Origin of the sequence: Streptomyces sp. NPDC056144 (genome assembly GCF_042264145.1) — a bacterium.
In the GTDB taxonomy this organism is placed as follows: Bacteria; Actinomycetota; Actinomycetes; order Streptomycetales; family Streptomycetaceae; genus Streptomyces.
In genome coordinates this window covers 489323-506275 of the sequence record NZ_JBHJVF010000001.1, presented here as the reverse complement: position 1 = coordinate 506275, position 16953 = coordinate 489323, and the positions used below count along the sequence as shown (strand labels likewise).

Sequence of the window (16953 nt, the reverse complement as noted above, 5' to 3'; positions counted from 1 at the left end):
CCTCGGGACCCGGAGGATCACCATGCGCGCGATACGTGCCGCGTCCACTGCCCTGCTGGGGGCGGCCGCCCTCGCCCTGGCCGCCCCCACCACCCTCGCCCTCGCGGCGGAGGGCGGCCCCGCCGCCCATCCGAGAGCGCCGGGCCCGAAGGCACCAGGAGCGAAGGCACCGGGCGACTTCGTCGTGTCGCCCGGGGTCGTCGACCCGGGCGGGCGGGTGACGCTCAGCGCCCCCGGCTGCGCCAGTACGGCGACGGCCTCGGCCGGCATCTTCGACACCGTCACCATCGCGCCGAACTCGGCGGCGACGGCCACGGTGGACTGGGACGCCAAGCGCGGCGCGGTGTACACGGTCTCCTTCAACTGCACCGGTGGCGTGCAGGACACCGTCGATCTGACGATCAGCGGCGCGACCACGGCCCCCGCGACGATCAGCTCCACGATCCTGACGACCCCGCGCGGGGTCCAGGGCGGCCTGGGCGGCTCCGTGGACGAGGTGGACGGGACGGCGCTCGCCGCCGGTACGGCCCTGGTCCTGGCGGCCGCGACGGGCGCCGTGTACGTGGTCAGGCGCCGCTCGGGCACCACCCGCCGCCACTGAGCAGAGCCCGGACCACCGACCCCGACGCCCGGCGCCCCCACCGACCCCGACGCCCGGCGCCCCCGAGTCCTGGCAGGGACTCGGGGGCGCCGGGCACAGCGGGCCGACCGGGAGGTTCGGCCGGTCAGACTCCCGCGCCGGCCGCGCGGCGGCGACGGGCGATGAAGAGACCGCCGCCGAGCGCGGCCGCGGCGACCAGGCTGCCGCCGACGGCCATCTCGGTGGAGCTCGGGGTCAGCGAGCCGCCGAGACCGCCCTGGGCGCCGCGGCCCGCGAGGACGCGGAACGGGTGCGTGACGACGGCGGAGTTGTCGCTGCACTTGACCGCGAGGTTGTAGCTGCCCGGGGTGGCGTTGTCGTAGACACGGGCGATGGCGCTGGAGAGCCCGTTGGAGTTGACCGAGAGGCTGGTCTCGGGGAAGGCGTTGGACGTGACCGTGCCGCCGTGGCCGCAACCCTTGGCGGTGATGGTGATCGTCGACCCCGCGTGGACGTCGTACGGGTTGACCTGAACGTTGCTCGGCCCGTTGGTGGCGGCGGCGAGAGGGGCGGCGAGCCCGACCGCCGCGAACGCGGTGGCGGCCACCGCCAGAGTGCGTGCAGCACGCATGGTTGAACCTCCAGAGGAAGACGCCCCAAAGCGGTGCTCCGGGAAGTTCGACGAGTACGCCTTCCATGACGAACCATCACAACCTGGGCAGGGCAACGCACCTCGGCCTTGGTCCACCCCGGTGAGCCGACACTCCCGGGATTCGGCCCGCGCGGGGAACAGAACCGCAGGTCAGGGCCGTGTGGGCTGCTTATCTGACGAATACTCGGATGGTGGAGCCCTCTGTCACCCGGCTGCCACGACGGGGCTCCCCCGGTGCTCGCCGAGCCCTGCTCCGACGTCCGCCGACCCCGTTTCCGGCACTCGCCGGGCCTCCTCCCCGCGCGCCGACACCCGTCCGGCGGCGGCCCCCACCCGTTCGCTCCGTCCGGGGCGACGGCCTCGGGGACCGCCCTTACCGTTCTGTCGACGCCACGAAGGGAGAACCATGCCCCCGAAGGACTTCCGCGTCGCCGAGCGCCGGAGACGCCAACCCTGGGGCGTCCTGGCCCTCGCCATGCTGTCCGGACTCGCCATGATGCGCAACGGGGTCGACGTCGCCGCCGGACCTCCCCAACCCGCCGCGGCCGCACGGCCCGTGGCCCGGCCCGTCACCCCGCCGCCCGCCGCGGAGAGCACGGGTCTGGAACCCCTGCCCTTCGCCCCCGCGTCGCGGATCAAGATCCCGGCGATCCAGGTCGCGGCCCCGATCATGGACGTCGGCCTCGACGCCGACGGCTGGGTCTCGGCCCCGCCCCCGCAGGACGCCAACCTCGCCGGCTGGTACCAGAACGGCATCTCCCCGGGCCAGCGCGGCACCTCGGTCGTCGTCGGCCACGTCGACAACGCGAAGGGCCCGGCGGTCTTCTACGGTCTCGGCTCACTGGAGAAGGGCCAGCACGTCGAAGTGGAGCGGTACGACGGCCGGGTGGCCGTCTTCGAGATCTACGGGGTCGAGGTGTACGCGAAGAACGACTTCCCCGGCGTCCAGGTGTACGCGGACACGGGGCAGCCCGAGCTCCGCGTGATCACCTGCGGCGGCGGCTACACGCGCGCGCGTGGCTACGACGGGAACGTCGTCGTGTACGCCCGCCTGGTCGGCTCGCGCTGACGCGCTCCGGCGACCGCGGACCGAAGGGCCCCGGCACTGGCAGGTGCCGGGGCCCTTCTCGTATGCCCATCTCCGCCGCGCCCGCCGTCAGCGCCTCGGCACGGTGATGTGGTAGCCCGCGTCGAGGAGTTCGGGCAGGTAGCGGCGGAGCGCGGCGACGCTCTGCGTGCGGTCGCCCCCGGCGTCGTGGGAGAGGACGACGGCACCGGGTGCGGCGCCGTCGAGGACGCGCCGGACGATGGTCCCGGTCCCCGGCTCCTTCCAGTCGAGGGTGTCGACGGTCCAGGCGAGCGGTTCCATGCCGAGCTCCGCCCCGATCTCGAAGGAGTGCCGGTTCCAGGCGCCGTACGGCGCGCGGTACCAGAGCGGGGCCGTCCCGAGGGTCTTCTCGACGACCTCGCTCGTGGAGCCGAGCTCGTCGCGGATGCGGGAGGGCCGCAGCTTCGGGATGAGCGGGTGGGACCACGAGTGGTTGCCGACGACGTGCCCGTCCTCCGCCATCTCCCTGAGCAGGTCCGGGTTCTCGACGGCCATCTCGCCGCAGACGAAGAACATCGCCCGGCAGTCGTGGCGGCGGAGGGTCTCCAGGATGCCCGGCGTGTAGCGGGGGTCGGGGCCGTCGTCGAAGGACAGCACCATCGAGCGGCCCACCCCGGACATGCTGAGGAAGGGCCGCTGCCGGACCGGCGGCACCGCGCGCCGGAAGGCCGGGGGCGCGTACGCGGTCATCGGCTGGAGACGGTACGAGGACGGGCGCATCCGGGCGGCCCGCGCGGCCTGGGGTCCTCCGGCGGGGGCCGACCCGGCAGGGGCCGACCCGGCGGGAGCCGACCCGGCGGGGGCCGCCGAGGGCGCGGGCGGCGCCGTCGGGGAGAGCAGGTCCGCCGCGAGGTATCCGACGGTCGCCGTGGCGCCGAGGGCGGCGGCGAGGCGCAGCACGGTCCGGCGCCCGTGAGGCATCTGATCCGATTTCATGACCAATGGTTCGACCGGGCCAGGGCCGGTCCGGAACACCCACACCGGGCGCCCGCCCGATTGCACCCGATGGGCCTACTTGCCCATCGTGAGGCCGTCCTTGTCGGCGCCCCGGCTGAGGACGACCTGCCGGACAGTCTCGCGGACGGCGGCGAGGTTCGCGTCCTCGTCGCCCGCCGCGCCGAGGTTGACCACCCGGCCCCGGCCGGTGTCGAACCACTGGGGGACGAACTCGGCCTTGACGACCTCCCAGCGCGCCCCGGCCTTCTTGGGCGGGGCGAAGGTGAAGCGGCCGATGCTGCCCTGGTTGCCCCGGGGGTCGAAGGAGCCCTCGTGGTTGATCATGTCCCCGGCGATCTGGTCGCCCATGCCGTAGATGATCCAGGTGCCGTTGACCTTCTCGTACGCCTGCGGGACATGGGCGTGCGTCCCGATGACGAGGTCGATGTCGGGGCGGCCGCCGGTCGTCGACCCGGTGAGCGCGCGGCCGAGGGCGAGCTGCCGCTCGTCGGGGGCCGTCTGCCACTCGGTGCCCCAGTGGACGCTGACCACGACGACGTCGGCGCCCGCCGCGCGGGCGGCGCGGGCGTCGGCGATCACCTTCCGCTCGTCGAGCAGGTTGACCGCCCAGGGCTGCCCGTCCGGGAGCGGATAGCCGTTGGTGTCGTAGGTGTAGGCGAGTTGGGCGACCTTGGCGCCGCCGGCCTGGAGCAGCGTGGTGCGCGCCGCCTCCTGGGCCGTACGGGCGGAGCCTGCGTGCCGGACCCCGGCCTTGTCCAGGGCGTCGAGGGTGCGGGCGAGGCCGGCGGCGCCGTCGTCGAGGGTGTGGTTGGAAGCGGTGGAGCAGGAGTCGTAGCCGGTGGTCTTGAGGGCGGCGGCGACCTCGGGCGGGGACTTGAAGGCGGGGTAGCCGGTGTAGGGGCCGCCGGCCTTCCCGTAGACCGTCTCCATGTGGCAGATGGCGAGGTCGGCCCGGGAGACGACGTTCTTGACGCCGGAGAGCATGGGGGCGAAGTCGTAGCCGTCGCCGCCCGCGTCCTGGGCGGCGCGGCGGATGATCGAGTCGTGCGGGAGGACGTCGCCGGAGGCGACGAGGGTGAATCCGGCAGGGGCGGCGGGCGCGGACCCCGTGGCGGGGGGCTTGGGCGCCGCGGTGCCGGACGAGGCGCCGGGGGCGGGTGCGCCCGCGCTCGTGCCGCCGCTTTCGGAGCAGCCGGTGGTCGCGGCGAGGAGGACGGCGGCGACGGCCATCGTCGAGAGGGTGGTGCGTGAGGTCATGGGCTTGGGCAGCATGGACAGCGCTCCACTCGCTTCGTTCCATAAGTCACATGAACTTCTGAACATCAGTTCTGACGAATTGATCTCGCGAGGCACCCTCAGTCAAGGGTCGGGGCCGGAGAGGATCGCAAACCCCCACTAAACGGATGAATCGGCTCCGCCTGACCGCTCGCCGCACCATTCACCGCTCGGTGCGACCGTTCGTCGCACACCTCTGCCCGTTCCCTGTCGCTCGCCTTCCGGATGCGTTCGTATACCGCCGAGACGACGAGAGGCGGGATCATGACGGCGACGATGGCGGCGAGGACCGACGAGCGGAACCTGGAGCAGTTGCAGCGGGACCACGGACCCGCGCTCCTCTCGTTCCTGCTCGGCCTGACCTACGGCGACCGGCAGCGCGCCGAGGACCTCGCGCAGGAGACGCTCGTCCGGGCCTGGCTCCACCCCGAGGCCTTCGACGGCCCCTACGACTCCATGCGGCCCTGGCTCTTCACGGTCGCCCGCCGGCTCGCCATCGACGCCCGCCGCTCCCGCCTCGCCCGGCCCACCGAGATCGGGGACGGCGTCCTCGCCGTCACCCCCGACCCGCAGGACGCCACCGCCTCCGCCGAGGCCGCGCTCGACGTCCGGGCGGCCGTCCGCGAGCTCAGCCCCGAGCACCAGGCGGTCCTGGTCCGGCTGTACTTCCGCGGGCTCACCGTCAACGAGGCCGCCGTGGACCTCGGGATCCCCGCCGGGACCGTCAAGTCCCGCTCGCACTACGCCCTGCGGCAGCTCGGCGACTCCCTCCCCGGCTACCGGCCGCGCAGGTCACCCATTGCCCGGCCCCGGGCGGCGGCCGCACAATGACGCGGTGACGCTCACTCTCGCCGCCGCCGAAAAGGTCCTCGCCGACAACTTCGCCCCCTGGGTGCTCGATCTCGGGCTCACCGTCGACTCCGTCGACGGCGCCGAGGCCGTGCTCCGGCTCCCCTGGTCCGACCGCCTCGCCCGGGAGGGCGGCGGCCTGTCGGGACAGGCCCTGATGGCCGCCGCCGACACCGCCACGGTGATCGCGGTCGCCTCCGCCCGGGGCGGTTTCGTGCCGATGACCACGGTCCAGCAGAACATCACCTTCCAGCGGCCGGTCCTCGGCGCCGACGTCCTCGTCCGGGCCCGGCTCACCAAGAACGGGAAGCGGATGGCCTTCGCCGACATCGTCATGACCGCCGAGGGCACGGACGAGACCGCCGCCCACGCCACGGCGGTGTACGCGCTCCTCGGCTGACCCGCCGGCCCCGGCAACCCCACCCGCCTCTCACGGCCCCCGTCGCACGCCCGCCCACGGAAACCTCATCGGTACCTATCCGGCCGGGAAACGTATCCGAAAGCACACGGGCGAGTTGAGCAAACCGGGACCCGCGGGCGCCCTTCACGGAGGAGGCTCTCCCCCGGGCCCCGACGCCGGGGCCCGCATGTCCGGGAGAAGGTGGGAGCGTTGCTGCCCGAGAGCACGAACGGCACCGGCGGGACGAGCGGCGGGGAACTCGCCGTCCCGATGGCCTGGCTGTGTGCCGAGTACGTCGCCGACGAGGTGCTGCGAGCCGCCGCGCTCGTGGCACCCGGTTCACTGGAGTACCGGGCGGGGCTCCAGGCCCTGGCCCTCACCGTCCACCTCACGGACGAGCCGGACGGCTCACGCGGCCCCGACGGGGAACGGGACACCTGGCCGCTCTTCCAGGCCGACGAGTGGCTCCGCCACACGGCCTACGACCGGCCCTGGCCGCCCTGGGTGGAGGAGCGGCTCTCCGGCCGGCTCGCCGCCCACGGCGACAGCCCCGACCTCGCCCTCGCGCGGACCGCCTGGCACCGGCTGCGGGACACCTGGGTCCGCGCCGCCGACCTCGACGGACCGGCCGACACGGAGACCCCCGTCGACGAGGCCGAGCAGATCTGGCTGCCCGCGTGGAAGCTCGGCCTGCCGCTCGCGCACCTGTCGCTGCACCTGCGCTGAACGACGCCCGGCGAGAGCGGGAATCGGGTCCACGGGTGCACGGGCCTACGGGCCTAAGGGGCCGAAGGGTGCACCCCCGGGCGGTACTTGGGGACGCGTACCGTCACCTTCATCCCCGCCCCGACGCCCGTCTCGATCACGAGACCGCGCTCCGCCCCGTACACCTGGCGGAGCCGCTCGTCCACGTTGGACAGCCCGATGCCCGAGCCGCCGGGGTGCTCGCCGCGCAGGACGGCGCGGAGCAGCTCCGGGTCCATGCCGACGCCGTCGTCCTCGACGGTCACCACGGCCTCGGCGCCCTCGTCGCGGGCGGCGATCGTCACCCGGCAGCCGCGCTCCCGCTCCTGGAGGCCGTGCTTGACGGCGTTCTCCACGAGCGGCTGGAGGCAGAGGAAGGGCAGCGTGACCGGGAGGACCTCGGGGGCGATCTGGAGCGTCACCTTGAGACGGCTGCCGAAGCGGGCCCCGGCCAGGGCCAAGTACTGCTCGATGGCCCGGAGTTCGTCGGCGAGCTGGGCGAACTCGCCGTGCCTGCGGAAGGAGTAGCGGGTGAAGTCGGCGAACTCCAGGAGGAGTTCCCTGGCCCGCTCGGGGTCGGTGCGGACGAACGAGGCGATGGCGGCGAGGGAGTTGAAGATGAAGTGCGGGGAGATCTGCGCGCGCAGGGCCTTGATCTCGGCCTCCACCATCCGCGTCCGCGACCGGTCGAGCTCGGCCAGCTCCAGCTGGACGGAGGCCCAGCGGGCCACTTCCGTCGCGGCCCGCACGAGCACCGCCGACTCGCGCGAGCCGTAGGCGACGAGCGCGCCGAGGACGCCGTCCTCACCGGTGAGCGGGGCGATCACCGCCCAGCGCAGCGGGCAGGCGGGATCGGCGCAGTCGGTGTGCGCGGAGCGGCTGCGTCCCGACTCCAGGGTCTCGGCGGCGAGTTCGGGGACGTGCGCGCGGTGGTGGTCCCCGCCGGGACCGTCCCAGGCGAGGACGGCGTCCCGGTCGGTGAGGCACAGCGCCTCGGTGCCGAGCAGCGAGCGGAGCGTGTGCGCCGCCTTGCGGGCGGTCTCCTCGGTGAGCCCGGCGCGCAGCGGCGGGGCGGCCAGGGAGGCGGTGTGGAGGGTGTGGAAGGTGGCCCGTTCGACGGGCGTGCCGAGGTCGAGATCGGCGGCGCGGCCCGCGCGCCGGGCGGTGAGCCGGCCGAGGGCGAACCCGACGGCGAGCAGCACGGCCCCGGCGGCAGCGGCGGCGAGCGCGATGCCGGTCATCCGCGTGCCTCCGCCGGGAAACAGGCCTCGGTCATCGGCGTACCTCCGTCAGGGACTCGGCTATCTCCTCCGGCAGGTGCAGCCGGGCCAGCAGTGCGGGTGTGCCCGGCGGGACGCGGTCCGGGGTGGCGAGCGAGACGAGGACCATGGTGAGGAAGCCGAGCGGCACCGACCAGACGGCCGGCCAGGCCATGAGCGTGTGCGGCCAGCCCTCGGGGGCGAGTCCGGCACGGGTCGCCATGACGGCGGCGAGCGCGGAGCCGCCGCCGAGCAGCAGCCCGGCCATCGCGCCGGGCGGGGTGAGCCGCCGCCACCAGATGCCGAGGACGAGCAGCGGGCAGAAGGAGGAGGCGGAGACCGCGAAGGCGAGCCCGACGGCGTCGGCCACCGGCACCTTGGAGGCGACGACGCCGACGCCGAGCGGAACGGCGGTGGCGAGCACCGTCGCGAGCCGGAAGTGCCGGACGCCCCGGGTCGGCTGGGTGCTGCGGCTCGGCAGGACGTCCTGGGTGAGGACCCCGGCGACGGACATCGTCAGCCCGGAGGCGGTGGAGAGGAAGGCCGCGAACGCCCCGCCCGCCAGGAGCGCGCCGAGCAGCTCCCCCGCGAAGCCGCCGAGGATCCGTTCGGGCAGGACGAGGACGGCGGCGTCGGCGGAGCCGGTGAGCGCGAGCTCGGGGGCGTACACCCGGCCGAGGAACCCGTACAGCGGCGGCAGGAGGTAGAAGGCGCCGACGAGGCCGAGGACGACGAGGGTGGTGCGGCGGGCGGCGCGGCCGTGGGGGCTGGTGTAGAAGCGGACGGCGACGTGCGGCAGGCCCATGGTGCCGAGGAAGGTCGCGAGGATCAGTCCGTACGTGGCGTACAGCTGGTGCCCGTCGCGGCCCCCGGCGAGCGGCTGGGACCAGCCGAGCGGGTCGGTGCCGCTCGCGGCCCGTTCGGGCAGGACCGTGCCGGGCGCGAAGGTGAGCTCGGTGCCGGCGCGGACGTGGTGGGTGCCGGCGTCGAGGGTGACCGTCCCGTGGTCGTACGGGACGGAGTCGACGGTCCCGGTGACGGTGAGCGTCAGCGGGGCGTCGAGGCCGATCCGTACGGTGTCGGAGACGCGGACGACGGTGTGCTCGCGCAGGACGGCGGGGGCGTCGAAGCGGGCACGGGGCGCCCCGTCGCCGTACCAGGCGGCGAGGAGGAAGAGGGCGGGGACGAGGAGCGCGGTGAGCTTCAGCCAGTACTGGAAGGCCTGGACGAAGGTGATGCTGCGCATCCCGCCGGCCGCGACGGTGCCGGTGACGACGAGCGCGACGAGCAGCCCGCCGACCCAGTCGGAGGCGCCGGTGAGGATCTCCAGGGTGAGCCCGGCGCCCTGGAGCTGGGGCAACAGGTACAGCCAGCCGATGCCGACGACGAAGAGGCTGGCGAGGCGGCGGGCGCGGCGGGACGCGAGGCGGGCCTCGGCGAAGTCGGAGAGCGTGTACGCGCCGGAGCGGCGGAGCGGGGCGGCGACGAGGACGAGCAGGACGAGGTATCCGGCGGTGTAGCCGACCGGGTACCAGAGCATGGCCGGGCCCTGGACGAGGACGAGTCCGGCGATGCCGAGGAAGGAGGCGGCGGAGAGGTACTCGCCGCTGATGGCGGCGGCGTTGAGGCCGGGGCCGACCGTCCGCGAGGCGACGTAGAAGTCGGAGGTGGTGCGGGAGACCCGCAGACCGAGGGCGCCGATGAGGACGGTCGCGAGGACGACGGCGGCGACGGCGACGACCGCGTGGGCCTGGTTCATCGAGCCGGTGGCCTCAGTGCTCGACGAGACCGGTGAAGGCGCGCTCGTTGCGCTCGGCTCTGCGGACGTACCAGTGGGCGATGGCCCACACGACGGGGTACACGCCGAAGCCGAGGGCGGCCCAGACGAGGGCCTCGGGGGCGGGCAGGGCGAGGAGCAGCGGGAGCGTGCCGACGAGGAGGACGAGTGCGCCGAGGGCGGTGAGCGCGGCCCGCAGCTGGCTGCGCATCAGGGAGCGGACGTAGGTGTGGCCGAGGGTGGTCTGCTCGTCGATCTCGGAACGGGCGGGCGGGTGGGGCGGCCGGGGGCGCGTCCGGACGCCGGGGCGGTCACCGAGGGCCGAGGCGTGGGTGACGGTCTCGCGCCGGGGCCTGCGCGGCGGGTGGAGCTCCGGCATCGGCGTCCCGATTCTGCTGGCAGGCTGGCTGTGGGGCGGTGGGGCCCGTGGAGTGTAGGCACACGGGGTCCGCCGCCGGAAGGGGAGACGGCGGCTCAGCCTCCGGCCCTGCGCATGAGGAGGTCGCGCAGGTGGCGGGCGTGGCGGCGGCTCACGGCGAGGTCGGTGGCGCCGAGCCGGACCGAGGTGGCGCCGCCGTCGAGCCGGAGTTCGTCGATGCGGGCGAGGGCGACGAGGTGGCTGCGGTGGATGCGGACGAAGCCCCGGGCCGCCCACCGCTCCTCCAGGGCGGAGAGCGGGATGCGGACGAGGTGGCTGCCCGTGTCGGTGTGCAGGCGCGCGTAGTCGCCGTGGGCCTCGACGTACGCGATGTCGTCGACGTCCAGGAAGCGGGTGACGCCGCCGAGTTCCACCGGGATCTGCTCGGGGGCGGGCGCCGGTGCGGTGGCTGGTGCGGCGGTCGCGTGGACGAGCTCGTGGACGCGGCGGACGGCCTCGGCGAGGCGCTCGCGGCGGACCGGCTTGAGGACGTAGTCGACGGCCTTGAGGTCGAAGGCCTGGAGGGCGAAGCCCTCGTGGGCGGTGACGAAGACGACGAGCGGGGGCCGGGCGAAGCCGGCGAGGAGCCGGGCGACGTCGAGTCCGGTGAGGCCGGGCATGTGGATGTCGAGGAAGACGACGTCGATGGCGTCCCCGCCGTCGGGTCCGGTCTCCAGGGCGCGCCCGATCCTGCGCAGCGCGGCGGTCGCGTCGCCCGCCCCCTCGGCGGTACGGACCCGGGGGTCGGCCCGGAGCAGGTAGAGCAGCTCCCCGAGGGCGGGTTCCTCGTCGTCGACGGCCAGTACGCGCAGCATGCGCGGGAGTCTATGCCGGGGTTACTTGAGCAGTTTCGACAGGCGGCGGTCGGCGAGGATCTTCCCGCCGGTCTGACAGGTGGGGCAGTACTGGAGGGACGAGTCGCTGAAGCTGACCTCGCGGACGGTGTCCCCGCAGACCGGGCAGGGCTGCCCGGCCCTGCCGTGGACGCGCAGGCCGCTCTTCTTCTCGGCCTTCAGCTTGCCGGCCGCGAGGCCGTGCGAGCGTTCGACGGCTTCGCCGAGGGTGGTCCTGATCGCCGTGTGGAGCGTGGTGATCTCGTCCGGCGTGAGGTTCTGGGTGGGCTTGAACGGGGACATCCTGGCGACGTGGAGGATCTCGTCGCTGTAGGCGTTGCCGATGCCCGCGACGAGGCTCTGGTCGCGCAGGGCGCCCTTGATCTGCCGTCGTTCGCCCGCGAGGAGCGCGGCGAGGGCGTCGCGGTCGAAGTCCTCGGCGAGCGGGTCGGGGCCGAGGCGGGCGACGCCGGGGACCTCGCGCGGGTCGTGGACGAGATGGACGGCGAGGCGCTTCGTCGTCCCGGCCTCGGTGAGGTCGAAGCCGTCGCCCTCGGTGAGCGCCACGCGCAGGGCGAGCGGGTTCCGGCCCCCGGGCTTGGGCGGTCCCGAGGGCAGCGGGTCCTGCCAGCGGAGCCAGCCCGCGCGCGCGAGGTGGACCAGGAGGTGCAGCTCGCCCGCCGTGCCGCGCGTGGTGAGGTCGAGGAACTTGCCGTGCCGGCCGACGGCGGTGACCTCGGCGCCCTCGATCGCGGTGACGGGAGGCTCGTACGTCTTGAGGACGCTGATCGCCACGGGCAGGACGCGGGCGATCTCCTTGCCCACCAGATGCGCGTCGAGGAACTCGCGGAGCGCTTCCACCTCGGGCAGTTCGGGCATGGCACCACCCTGCCGCACGCGGGTCCCGACCGCTCGGTGAGCGAGACGACTTAGGGTGTCCGACGTGCGAGTACTGCTGGTCGAGGACGACGACAACCTCCGTTTCGGGGTGGCCGCCGCGCTGCGGGCCGCCGGGCTCGCCGTCGACGAGGCCGCCGATCTGCCGGGGGCCGACGAGGCGCTGTTCGTCACCGCGTACGACTGCGCGGTCTTCGACCGCATGCTGCCGTCCGGCGACGCCGCCGCCTACGTCGAGGGGCTCCGCCGGGCCGGTCGCGGGGTGCCGGTGCTGTTCCTGACGGCGCGGGACACGGTGGCGGACCGCGTGGAGGGGTTCGCGAGCGGCGGCGACGACTACCTGGTGAAGCCGTTCGCCGTGCCCGAGCTCGTGGCCCGCGTGCGCAGCCTGTGCCGCCGCTCCGCCGTCGTCCGCCCTCCGGTGCACCGCGTCGGCGGCCTGGAGATCGACACGGCCCGGCGGCTCGTCCGCAGGGACGGGGTCCTCCTCACGCTCACCGGCCGGGAGTTCGCGGTCCTGGAGGTCCTCGCCGCCCGCGCCGACCAGGCGGTCTCGCGCGCCGAGCTGATCGAGAGCTGCTGGGACGAGATGGCCGAGCCGCAGTCCAACGTCCTGGAGGTGCTCGTCTCCCAGCTCCGCCGCAAGCTCGGCGATCCGCCGCTGATCCACACCGTGCGCGGCCTCGGCTACCGGCTCGCGCCGCCCGACGGCCCGCGGTGAGCCGCGCACACGTCCGCGGTCCCCGGGTGCTCACGCCGACGGCCCGGGTCCTGCGGCTGCGCCGCCGGATCAGCCTGCTGTTCGCGCTGACCAGCGCCGTCGGCCTGATCGCGATGGCGGTCTTCGCGGTGCGCGCCGACAGCGGCCGGTGGCGGGAGCAGCTCGACCACACGATGGACGCGGACACCAGCTGGGCGCTCGGGCTCCTGGAGACCGACGAGGACGGGCGGCTCGTCACGGACGTCCTCGCGGACTCGGTCGACACGGCCTGCCCGCCGCTGACCGTGCTCCTCGTGGACGCGAAAGACGCGCGGGACGCGAGGGACGTCGGGGACGTGAACGCCCCGGAGCGGCTGACCGTCGAGCACGCGCCGAGGAAGCCCTGTCTGACCGTGGACCCGGCGCTCGTCGAGGAGGCGGGCCGGGCGGCGGTACGGGCCGACGCGGTACGGGCCTTCGACGCGCGGACGACGGACGGCGAGCCGGTACGGATGTTCGCGCAGCCCTTCTACGCGCCGGAGGCCCCCGACGACGCCGGGCCGCAGGGCGTCCTCGTCACGGCGGCCGACGCGAGCGCGCAGCGCGAGGACCACCGGCGGCTCGTCTGGCTGACGACCGCCGGATGCGCGGTGCTGATCCTGCTCTCGGCGGCCGTCGGCCACGTCCTGTCGGGGCGTGCGGTCAGGCCCGCGCTCGCCGCGCTCGACCGGCAGGAGGCCTTCCTCGCCGACGCCGCCCACGACCTGCGGACCCCCGCCGCCTCCCTCCGCACGCTCGCCGAGACGGCGCTGCGCGGCGAGACGGACAGCGCCGAGGTCCACCGGCGCACCCTGCGCCTGGCCGAGGGCATGGGCCGGCTCGTCGACGGGCTCCTGACCCGGGCCCGGCTCATGTCCGGTACGGCCGCGGTGACCCGGCAGCCCCTGCGCCTCGACCAGCTGGTGGAGGCGGTGGCGGAGGAGGCCGTGGCGGACGACGCGGAGGGCCACCGGGTCCGCGTGGCGGCGGAGGACACGGTCGTCGTCGCCGATCCCGATCTCGTACGGCGTGCCGTCGGCAACCTGCTGGGCAACGCGCTCCTGCACGGCCACGCGCCCGGCGAACCGGCGGACGTGCTGGTCACGGTCGGACGGGACGGGACGGTGACCGTCGAGGACGCCGGGCCGGGGCTGCCGCCGGAGGTGGCGGGGTCGCTGTTCGAGCGGTTCCGCAGCGGGTCGGGGGCGCGGACCGGGTCGACGGGTCTCGGCCTGTCGATCGCCGCGTGGGTCGCGCACGCGCACGGGGGCACGCTGACGGCGGGGCGGAGCGAGCGGGGCGGGGCACGGTTCGTGCTGCGGCTGCCGACGCGGGGATGAACGTCCGAGGCCCGTCCTCAGGAAAACCTCAGCATCGCCGCGTGATCCTTCCCTGGACCGACCGTTCAGGGGAGTTCTCGTGTACCACCGCCTTGGCGCTCTCGCCTTCGCCGCCCTCGGCACGGCCGCTCTGGCCGCCTGCACCACCGCCGTGCCCTCCACCGCGCCCTCCACGGCGCCCGCCACCGGCGCGGACCGCCCCGACCTGCGCCGCTTCTACGAGCAGAAGCTGAGCTGGCGCCCCTGCGGCGAGGAGGGCGGCGGCGTCCAGTGCGCCTCGCTCACCGTCCCCAGGGACTACGCGCACCCCGCCGACGGCAAGACCTTCGTCCTGCCCGTGGCGAAGGCGGCGACCTCGCTGCCGGGCAAGCGCGTCGGGGCCGTCGTCCTCAACCCGGGCGGCCCCGGTGAGCCGGGCGCGCAGCTCGTGAAGGACGGTGTCGCCGACACCATGGGCAAGGGCCTGCGCGAACGGTTCGACGTCGTCTCCTTCGACCCGCGCGGGGTGGGCGGGAGCAAACCGGCGCTGACCTGCGTCGACCCCGACCAGGACGAGGCGGAGGCCCGCGCCTCGACCGAGGCCTCGCTCCACCCCCGTACCGCCGCCGACCGCTCCGCCGTCCTCGCCGACGCGCGGGCGACGGCCGACGCCTGCCGCAAGGCCAGCGGGCCGCTGCTCCCGCACGTCGGAACGGTGGACGCGGCCCGGGACCTGGACGTGCTGCGGGCCGTGCTCGGCGAGCGGAAGCTGACGTACGTCGGCTGGTCGTACGGCACGAGCCTGGGGACCTCGTACGCCGAGCAGTTCCCCGGCCGCGTACGGGCGATGGTCCTGGACGGGGCCGTCGACCCGTCGCTCGACTGGCGGCAGCGCATGCTCGGGCAGTCGGCCGGTTTCCGCGACGCGGTCGACGCGTACGCCGAGTCGTGCGCGGACACGGTCGGCGAGAGCTGCCCCGGCGGGACGCCCGAGGAGATACGGGCGCTGATCGACCGGCTCGTCGAGCGGACGCGGCGCGAACCCCTGCCCGTCGACGACTCCGAGGACGAGGGGCTCGACGCGACGGGCGTGGTGGGCGCGCTCAGCATGGCGATGTACACGCCGGAGGCGCAGTGGGAGGACCTGTCGGAGGCGCTGCGCGCGGCCGACGAGGGGGACGGGACGAAGCTGGCCGCGCTCGGTGAGGACGCGTCCGCCGACACGGAGGAGTCCGAGGAGCCGACCGACTCCGCGACCCCCACCACCCCGGCGACCCCCACCACCCCGGCGACCTCCGCCACCCCCGATGTCCCCGAGGACAACAGCGAGGCCGCTCTCATCGCCGTCAACTGCCTGGACGTCCCCCACCCGCGCGACCCCCAGGCCTACTGGGACGCGCTCGCGCCCGCCGACAAGGCCGCCGGGGTGTACGGCACCTCCAGCGTGGCGAGCGAGCTGGTCTGCAAGGACTGGCCGTCCGGCCCCGAGCGCCCGCACCGGGTCCACGCCCCCGGCGTCCCGCCGGTGCTCGTCGTGGGCACGGCCGGCGACCCGGCGACGCCGTACGGCGAGGCGGTGGGCCTGGCCCGGCAGTTCCCCGGCGGGATGCTGCTCTCCTTCGAGGCCGACGGCCACACCGGGTACGGCAGGAACGCCTGCGTCGACCGGAAGGTCGAGGCGTACCTGACCGACCTCACGCCGGTGGCCCCCGGGACGACCTGTCAGAGCTGAGGCCCCCGGTCCGCGTCCGGAAGGGGCGGTGGATCGAGCAGGTCCAGTTCGGCGGTGAGGGCCGTGGCCAGCGCGTCGAGGTCGGGCACGGCCTCGCCGTCGGCGACGAGGCCGATGTGGACCCGGCCGTCGTACGGGGACATGGCGACGGCCAGGGACTGGCCCCGGGCCAGCGGCGCCATCGGGAAGAGGGCGCGCAGCGGGGCGCCGCCGAGGGAGAGCGCGGTGCGGGGCAGCGGGACCTGGGTGACGAGCAGGTCGAAGAGGAGCCGGGCGGCGCCGGAGGCCAGCGGGGCGCCGAAGCGGTGGGCGAGCGGGTGCAGCCGGTCGGCGAGGAGGGCCACGGCACCGGCGCCGCGCGCGGGGCCCGCGGCCTTGTTGCGGTCCATGGCCTCTCGTACCGCCGCGAGCCGGGTCGCCGGGTCGGCCGCGGTGACGGGGAGGTCCACGAGGTAGCCGGAGAGGCTGTTCCCCGGCCCGGGAGCGGCCCCGGGGCGGCGGCGCGAGACGGGGACGAGCGCGCGGGGGTCGCTGCCGGGCAGGGGCAGTCCCCTGGCCTCGTACCAGCGGCGCAGGGCTCCGGCGACGACGGCGAGGAGGACGTCGTTGGCGGTGCCGCCGGTGGCGCGGCGGACGCGGTGGACGCGGTCGAGGGGCAGGGTCGCGGTGGCGATCCTGCGCGTGCCGCTGGAGTCGGCGGCGAGCGCGCCGGCCGGTCCCGTGTCGAGGCGGCCCGCGCGGGCGACGGAGGTCGCGACGACGGAGGCACCGACGTCGACGGCCCGGCCGAGGTCGCCGAGCCGGTCCCGGGCGAGGCCGAACAGCCGGCCGGGGTCCGGGAGCCAGGGGCGCGGGGGTACGGGTCGGGGGCGACGTCCCGGGCGGCGGCGGCCGGCGGCGATCTCGTCGAAGATCCCGGCGCCGATGGCCACGGCCCGCATGCCGTCGGCGAGGGCGTGGTGGAGTTTGACGAGGACGGCGAAGGAGCCGTCGGGGGCGCCGCTGAGCAGGTACATCTCCCAGGGCGGAAGCCCGCGTTCGACGGGCCGTTCCATGAGTTCGGCGGCGGCCCGGGCGGCCTCGGCGGGGAAGTCGGCGCCGGGCAGGACGATCTCGCGGACGTGGTGCCGTACGTCGAAGTCGGGGTCGGCGCTCCAGGCGGCGCCGCCGACGGGGAAGAGGACGTCCCGGACGCGCATGCGCAGCCGGGGGATCGCGGCGGCGCGGCGGGCGAGGAGTTCCAGGACGTCCGGCGGATCGTCCGGAGGGGCGTCCGCGGCGGCGGAGCGCCGGGGGGCGGGGCCGAAGTGGGCGAGGGCGCCGAGGTGCAGGGGGTGGTGGGGGGATTCGAGGTGCCAGAAGGCCAGGTCGAGTGGTGCCAGTAGCTCGCTGCTGCTGCTCACGGGTGTCCTCA

Annotated in this window: 17 protein-coding genes; 8 read left to right on the top strand and 9 right to left on the bottom strand. The window is 75.0% G+C overall.

The genetic code is table 11. From position 1 onward, the window contains the following. Positions 1-22: 22 nt before the first annotated feature. Positions 23-601, top strand: coding sequence for a hypothetical protein (locus ACFC0Z_RS02185; RefSeq protein ID WP_376431789.1), 579 nt, complete (start codon positions 23-25; stop codon positions 599-601). Positions 602-725: 124 nt separating this feature from the next. On the opposite strand, the gene ACFC0Z_RS02180 is transcribed toward ACFC0Z_RS02185, so the two are convergent. Next, entirely contained in the window at positions 726-1211 is a 486-nt protein-coding gene (locus ACFC0Z_RS02180) for a hypothetical protein (RefSeq protein ID WP_376431787.1), read from the bottom strand. A gap of 427 nt (positions 1212-1638) precedes the next feature. Between ACFC0Z_RS02180 and ACFC0Z_RS02175 the strand changes: the two genes are divergently transcribed. Next, positions 1639-2301 carry a class F sortase gene (locus ACFC0Z_RS02175; RefSeq protein WP_376431785.1) on the top strand — a complete coding sequence of 221 codons (663 nt, stop codon included), beginning with the start codon at positions 1639-1641 and terminating at the stop codon, positions 2299-2301. 87 nt (positions 2302-2388) lie between these two features. Here the strand turns inward: ACFC0Z_RS02175 and ACFC0Z_RS02170 are convergent, their stop codons facing one another. Both ACFC0Z_RS02170 and ACFC0Z_RS02165 read right to left on the bottom strand, forming a co-directional pair. Next, positions 2389-3261 carry a polysaccharide deacetylase family protein gene (locus tag ACFC0Z_RS02170; protein ID WP_376431783.1) on the bottom strand — a complete coding sequence of 291 codons (873 nt, stop codon included), beginning with the start codon at positions 3259-3261 and terminating at the stop codon, positions 2389-2391. A 90-nt stretch (positions 3262-3351) separates the two neighbouring features. Continuing rightward, positions 3352-4554 (bottom strand): CapA family protein, encoded by a 1203-nt coding sequence (locus ACFC0Z_RS02165; RefSeq protein WP_376433420.1) that lies wholly within the window; start codon positions 4552-4554, stop codon positions 3352-3354. Between the two features lie 282 nt (positions 4555-4836). On the opposite strand from ACFC0Z_RS02165, the gene ACFC0Z_RS02160 reads away from it, so the two are divergent. The 3 genes from ACFC0Z_RS02160 to ACFC0Z_RS02150 all read left to right on the top strand — a co-directional run bounded on the left by ACFC0Z_RS02160 (position 4837) and on the right by ACFC0Z_RS02150 (position 6547). Then, entirely contained in the window at positions 4837-5403 is a 567-nt protein-coding gene (locus tag ACFC0Z_RS02160; RefSeq protein ID WP_376431781.1) for a sigma-70 family RNA polymerase sigma factor, read from the top strand. A 4-nt stretch (positions 5404-5407) separates the two neighbouring features. After that, entirely contained in the window at positions 5408-5821 is a 414-nt protein-coding gene (locus ACFC0Z_RS02155; RefSeq protein ID WP_376431779.1) for a PaaI family thioesterase, read from the top strand. 210 nt (positions 5822-6031) lie between these two features. Further along, complete coding sequence (locus tag ACFC0Z_RS02150) at positions 6032-6547, top strand: hypothetical protein (RefSeq protein WP_376431777.1); 516 nt, start codon at positions 6032-6034, stop codon at positions 6545-6547. A 53-nt stretch (positions 6548-6600) separates the two neighbouring features. Here the strand turns inward: ACFC0Z_RS02150 and ACFC0Z_RS02145 are convergent, their stop codons facing one another. From ACFC0Z_RS02145 to ACFC0Z_RS02125, 5 genes are all read right to left on the bottom strand, one after another. Next, on the bottom strand, positions 6601-7806 hold the full coding sequence (locus ACFC0Z_RS02145) for a histidine kinase (RefSeq protein ID WP_376431775.1): 1206 nt from the start codon (positions 7804-7806) through the stop codon (positions 6601-6603). Between the two features lie 31 nt (positions 7807-7837). Beyond that, positions 7838-9583, bottom strand: coding sequence for a cation acetate symporter (locus tag ACFC0Z_RS02140; RefSeq protein ID WP_376431774.1), 1746 nt, complete (start codon positions 9581-9583; stop codon positions 7838-7840). Between the two features lie 13 nt (positions 9584-9596). Continuing rightward, positions 9597-9980 carry a hypothetical protein gene (locus ACFC0Z_RS02135; protein ID WP_376431773.1) on the bottom strand — a complete coding sequence of 128 codons (384 nt, stop codon included), beginning with the start codon at positions 9978-9980 and terminating at the stop codon, positions 9597-9599. A gap of 95 nt (positions 9981-10075) precedes the next feature. Next, positions 10076-10834: a LytR/AlgR family response regulator transcription factor gene (locus tag ACFC0Z_RS02130; RefSeq protein ID WP_376431771.1), complete on the bottom strand. Its 759-nt coding sequence runs from the start codon at positions 10832-10834 to the stop codon at positions 10076-10078. A gap of 21 nt (positions 10835-10855) precedes the next feature. Next, entirely contained in the window at positions 10856-11731 is an 876-nt protein-coding gene (locus ACFC0Z_RS02125) for an Fpg/Nei family DNA glycosylase (RefSeq protein ID WP_376431769.1), read from the bottom strand. 64 nt (positions 11732-11795) lie between these two features. Between ACFC0Z_RS02125 and ACFC0Z_RS02120 the strand changes: the two genes are divergently transcribed. From ACFC0Z_RS02120 to ACFC0Z_RS02110, 3 genes are all read left to right on the top strand, one after another. Continuing rightward, on the top strand, positions 11796-12470 hold the full coding sequence (locus tag ACFC0Z_RS02120) for a response regulator transcription factor (protein WP_376431767.1): 675 nt from the start codon (positions 11796-11798) through the stop codon (positions 12468-12470). 26 nt (positions 12471-12496) lie between these two features. After that, positions 12497-13828: a sensor histidine kinase gene (locus ACFC0Z_RS02115; protein WP_376431765.1), complete on the top strand. Its 1332-nt coding sequence runs from the start codon at positions 12497-12499 to the stop codon at positions 13826-13828. Between the two features lie 79 nt (positions 13829-13907). Continuing rightward, on the top strand, positions 13908-15539 hold the full coding sequence (locus ACFC0Z_RS02110; protein WP_376431763.1) for an alpha/beta hydrolase: 1632 nt from the start codon (positions 13908-13910) through the stop codon (positions 15537-15539). Here the strand turns inward: ACFC0Z_RS02110 and ACFC0Z_RS02105 are convergent. Then, the gene (locus ACFC0Z_RS02105; protein WP_376431761.1) at positions 15530-16942 is read right to left on the bottom strand and encodes a wax ester/triacylglycerol synthase family O-acyltransferase; all 1413 of its coding nucleotides are present in this window, start codon (positions 16940-16942) and stop codon (positions 15530-15532) included. The two genes, ACFC0Z_RS02110 and ACFC0Z_RS02105, sit on opposite strands and share 10 nt — an antisense overlap. Positions 16943-16953: the final 11 nt, after the last annotated feature.

Coding starts and splice junctions, on each gene's coding strand:
- ACFC0Z_RS02175 (WP_376431785.1), top strand. CDS start 1,639: ATGCCCCCGAAGGACTTCCGCGTCGCCGAGCGCCGGAGACGCCAACCC.
- ACFC0Z_RS02160 (WP_376431781.1), top strand. CDS start 4,837: ATGACGGCGACGATGGCGGCGAGGACCGACGAGCGGAACCTGGAGCAG.
- ACFC0Z_RS02185 (WP_376431789.1), top strand. CDS start 23: ATGCGCGCGATACGTGCCGCGTCCACTGCCCTGCTGGGGGCGGCCGCC.
- ACFC0Z_RS02165 (WP_376433420.1), bottom strand. CDS start 4,554: ATGACCTCACGCACCACCCTCTCGACGATGGCCGTCGCCGCCGTCCTC.
- ACFC0Z_RS02145 (WP_376431775.1), bottom strand. CDS start 7,806: ATGACCGGCATCGCGCTCGCCGCCGCTGCCGCCGGGGCCGTGCTGCTC.
- ACFC0Z_RS02130 (WP_376431771.1), bottom strand. CDS start 10,834: ATGCTGCGCGTACTGGCCGTCGACGACGAGGAACCCGCCCTCGGGGAG.
- ACFC0Z_RS02140 (WP_376431774.1), bottom strand. CDS start 9,583: ATGAACCAGGCCCACGCGGTCGTCGCCGTCGCCGCCGTCGTCCTCGCG.
- ACFC0Z_RS02135 (WP_376431773.1), bottom strand. CDS start 9,980: ATGCCGGAGCTCCACCCGCCGCGCAGGCCCCGGCGCGAGACCGTCACC.
- ACFC0Z_RS02170 (WP_376431783.1), bottom strand. CDS start 3,261: ATGCCTCACGGGCGCCGGACCGTGCTGCGCCTCGCCGCCGCCCTCGGC.
- ACFC0Z_RS02180 (WP_376431787.1), bottom strand. CDS start 1,211: ATGCGTGCTGCACGCACTCTGGCGGTGGCCGCCACCGCGTTCGCGGCG.
- ACFC0Z_RS02125 (WP_376431769.1), bottom strand. CDS start 11,731: ATGCCCGAACTGCCCGAGGTGGAAGCGCTCCGCGAGTTCCTCGACGCG.